A 3989-nucleotide genomic window follows, 5' to 3' on the forward strand; every position below is an offset into this window, starting at 1 on the left:
GTGGAGACATGGTCGTGCACTCCCGTCCTGAACAGGTGCGTACAGGCAGGGCGCTCGCCGTTGCGCCGAATGCCGTCGAAGTGGAGCTCTTCCCGGGGGATTGCCTTCCCGCGAAGCCGCGACCGTCGACCGATGGGCAAACCGGCACGCCGATCGTTGTCGTGGGTCAACCGCGCCGTCGGTTACCTCGACGTAACAACTGTGAGCTGTGTTCGACACACTAATTCCAGTGTGTCGATGTGTCCATACCTTTCGTTGTGCCAGCGTGAACTTCTGTCGATATGGGGGAAAGTGCCGACAACACCGGGCGACTGGCGCTTTCCGCGCCGTGTCGACCGCCGTCGCCGCCCGCCCGGCGGCGACCAGCGCAGCCGTACCCCTGCCGGCGGCGACCAGCGCGGCCGTTATCCCTGCCGGCGGCGACCAGCGCGGCCGTTATCCCTGCCGTTCCACGGCTTCGGCCGCCAGGGTGGCCAGCACCTCGGCGGCGTCGGCGGAGATCGGCGCCTCCATGAGCGCCGCCAGCGCGGCGTCGGTGCGCACCTTGATCATCTGTTCGATCCGGTCCAACGCACCGGTCGCGACGATGATCGAGCGCAGCTCGGCGGCCCCGCCCGGATCCAGGTCAGGATTGCCGAACAGCGCCTTCAACCGTTGCGACTGGGCCCGGCCGGCACCGCTGCGGGCCAGCGCCATCATCACCGTCGGCTTCCCCTCGCGCAGGTCGTCCAGAACCGACTTGCCGGTCAAGGCCGGATCACCGAAGACCCCGAGCACGTCGTCACGGAGCTGGAACGCGTCGCCCAGCGGATCGCCGAACGCCGCCAGCGCCGCCAGCAGCTCCGGCGACCCGGCGGCCAGCGCGGCGCCGATCTGCAACGGCCGGGTCACCGTGTAGCGGGCCGCCTTCATCCGGATCACGGTCAACGCGCTCGCCACCGACCCGTCGCCCACCCCGGAGACCAGGTCCAGGTACTGCCCGGCGATCACCTCGGTACGCATGGTCGCGAAGACGCCGTAGCCCTGGTGCACCTCCTCCAGGGTCAGGCCACACTCCTGGAAGAGCTGGTCGGCCCAGGCCGCGCAGAGGTCGCCGCAGAGCAGCGCCGTGCTGCGCCCGTACGACGCCGGATCACCGCGCCAGGCCGACCGGGCGTGCAGGTCGGCGAAGATCCGGTGCACGGAAGGCTCGCCGCGACGCCGGTCGCTGCCGTCCATGATGTCGTCGTGGATCAGCGCGAAGGCGTGGAACAGCTCCAGCGCGGCGGCGGCGGCCACGATCGGCGTACCGTCCGCGCCGCCGGCACCACGCCAGCCCCAGTAGCAGAAGAGCGGGCGCAGCCGCTTGCCACCGGCCAGCACGAACCGGTGCAGCGTGGTGAAGACGCCCCGGGGGGCACCGTCCGGCCAGTCCGGGTCCTGCCGGTCGAGGAAGGCGGCCAACTGGGCGTCGAAGCGCTTCCGGAGAGCACCGAGGTCCACCTCGGGAACCGTGGCGGTCATGATCGATCCGTCGGGCCGGCGAGACGCAGCAGCAAACCCTTCACCTCGGTCGCGGCGTACCGGACCTGGGCCACCGAGGCGTCCGAGCAGAGCAGCACCGGGGCGTCCGCCGGATCGGCGGGCAACCGGCCGTGCGAGCCGCGTACCGCCCGGGCCCCGGCGTCCAGTCCGACCACACTCATCAGGTAGCGCATCCCGAGCTTCTTCCGGGCCAGCGCCACCGCCGCCCGGCGCTTGGCGGCACCCGGCGCCGCCGGGTCGAAGAGGAGTTCCGCCGGGTCGTACCCGGGCTTGCGATGGATCTCCACCAGCCGGGCGAAGTCCGGCGCCCGGGAGTCGTCCAGCCAGTAGTAGTAGGTGAACCAGGCATCCGGCTCGGCGACCAGCACCAGTTCGCCGGAGCGTGCGTGGTCCAGCCCGTGTGCGGCCTTGCCCGCCTCGTCCAGCACCTGCGCCACCCCGGGCAGCCCGGCACAGAGCTTCGCCACCGCCGGCACATCGGCCGGGTCCCTGACGTAGACGTGCGCGATCTGGTGGTCGGCCACCGCGAACGCCCGGGACGTCCACGGGTCCAGGTACTCCATCCCGTCCTGGGTGTACACCCGGAGCAGCCCCTCGGAGCGGAGCAGCCGGTTGACGTCCACCGGCCGGGAGGCCTCGGTGATGCCGTACTCCGACAATGCCACCACCGTCGCGTTCCGGGCGGCGGCGGCGTCCAGCAGCGGGCCCAGGATCCCGTCCAGCTCGGCGGCGGCCGCCGCCGCCTGCGGCGAGGACGGGCCGAAGCGTTGCAGGTCGTAGTCGAGGTGCGGAACGTAGACCAGGGTCAGGTCCGGGTCGTGGTCGGCCATGATCTGCTGGGCGGCCCGGCAGATCCAGGCCGACGAGGGCAGCCCGGCGCCCGGCCCCCAGTAGGTGAACAGCGGAAAGCCGCCGAGCTTGCCGGTCAGCTCGTCGTGCAGCTCCGGCGGATCGGTGTAACAGTCCGGCTCCTTGCGCCCGTCGGCGTAGTAGATCGGCCGGGGCGTCACCGTCCAGTTCACGTCGGCGCCCATCGCGTACCACCAGCAGACGTTGGCGACGGTGTAGTCCGGGCGCTCCCGGCGGACGGCCTGCCACACCTTCTCCCCGCCCATCAGCGCGTGGTGCTGCCGCCACAGGAACACCTCGCCCAGGTCACGGAAGTACCAGCCGTTGCCGACGATGCCGTGCTCGGCCGGCAGCGCGCCGGTGAGGAACGTCGCCTGGGCCGAGCAGGTGACCGCCGGCAGCACCGTGCCGAGTTCGGCCTGGCAGCCGGCGTCGGCCAGCGCCCGGAGCCGGGGCATGTGGGCGAGCAGCCGGGGGGTCAGCCCGACCACGTCGATCACGACCAGTGGATTAGCCATGGCGCCTCCTCAGCAGCGGCGTGGGTCCGGCCGGTCCGGCCGGTCCGGCCGGTCCGGCCGGGGCCCGGGTCAACCCCAACGCGGTCAGTTCGTCGCGGGCGAAGGCCAGTTCGGCGGCGATCCCGGTGGCCAGCTCCTCATCGGACTCCGGGCGCTGCGCCGCCGGCAGCACTCCCCAGGTGTACGTCTCCACGTCCAGGTGGTCACAGCCGGCGACCGGACCGGCGAACAGCTCCCGCAGGGCGCTGCGCAGCACCGGCACCGTGGATTCCAGCGGCGGGGCGGGCACGGCGTGCAACGGCACGTGGTAGTGCACCCGCCAGGCTCCGGGAAGCTCGGCGTCCAACGCCTCGTCCAGGTCGTCGGCGGCGTGCCCGGGATCGGCCGGATCGCCGGCACCCGCGCAGGATTCGGCCCGGGTCTGGTGCATGAAGCGCGGTTCGACGTACCCGCGCAGGGTGTCCACGGCCGCGACCGGGTCGGCGGCGGCCAGCGCGGCCGAGACCTGGACCTTCACCACCGGTATCCCGGCGGTTCGCAGCCGGGCCAGCGCCTCCGACGGTTCCTCCCAGGCACAGGCCAGATGGGCCAGGTCCAGGCAGATGCCGAGCCGGTCGGTGTCCATCCGGGACAGTTCGGCGACCGCCTGTGCGGTGGACTCGACCACGCAGCCCGGTTCCGGCTCGAACCCGACCCGGACCGCCCGGCCGGTCCGCCAGGCGATCTCGGTCAGCCCGTCGGCCAGCTCGGCGAGCACCCTGGCCGCCTGGGCCGACCGCCGCTCGTCCCAGGGCTCCCGCCAGGCCAGCGGCAGGGTGGAGACCGAGCCTCGGACGGCGTCGTCGGGCAGCAGGTCGACCAGGACGGTGGCCAGGTTCAGCGTGTAGACCAGCCGTTCCCGGGTGGTCCAGTCCGGCTGGTACACGGCCTTCTTCACCACCGGAGCCTGGAAGGCCTGGTAGGGAAAACCGTTCAGGGTGACCACCTCCAGCCCGCGCGCGTTCAGCTCGGCGCGGAGCCGCCGCCGGGCCTGCGGGTCGGCGGCCAGCCCGGCCGCGACCGGCGCGGCCAGCCACAGCCCCAGACCGAGTACGTCGG

Annotated in this window: 3 protein-coding genes; all 3 read right to left on the reverse strand. The window is 72.4% G+C overall.

Going from position 1 to position 3989, the window contains the following annotated elements; all coding sequences use genetic code 11:
* Positions 1-435: 435 nt before the first annotated feature.
* Positions 436-1503, reverse strand: coding sequence for a polyprenyl synthetase family protein (locus I0C86_RS28135; protein ID WP_196204321.1), 1068 nt, complete (start codon positions 1501-1503; stop codon positions 436-438).
* Positions 1500-2891, reverse strand: a complete 1392-nt coding sequence (locus I0C86_RS28140; protein WP_196204322.1) for an alkaline phosphatase family protein — start codon at positions 2889-2891, stop codon at positions 1500-1502. Before I0C86_RS28140 ends, I0C86_RS28135 begins: the two co-directional genes overlap by 4 nt.
* A partial coding sequence (gene eboE / locus I0C86_RS28145) for a metabolite traffic protein EboE (protein ID WP_196204323.1) occupies positions 2884-3989 on the reverse strand: 1106 nt, incomplete at its 5' end. The genes I0C86_RS28140 and eboE, both read right to left, overlap by 8 nt.

Origin of the sequence: Plantactinospora alkalitolerans (assembly GCF_015690345.1) — a bacterium.
Taxonomy (GTDB): Bacteria; Actinomycetota; Actinomycetes; order Mycobacteriales; family Micromonosporaceae; genus Plantactinospora; species Plantactinospora alkalitolerans.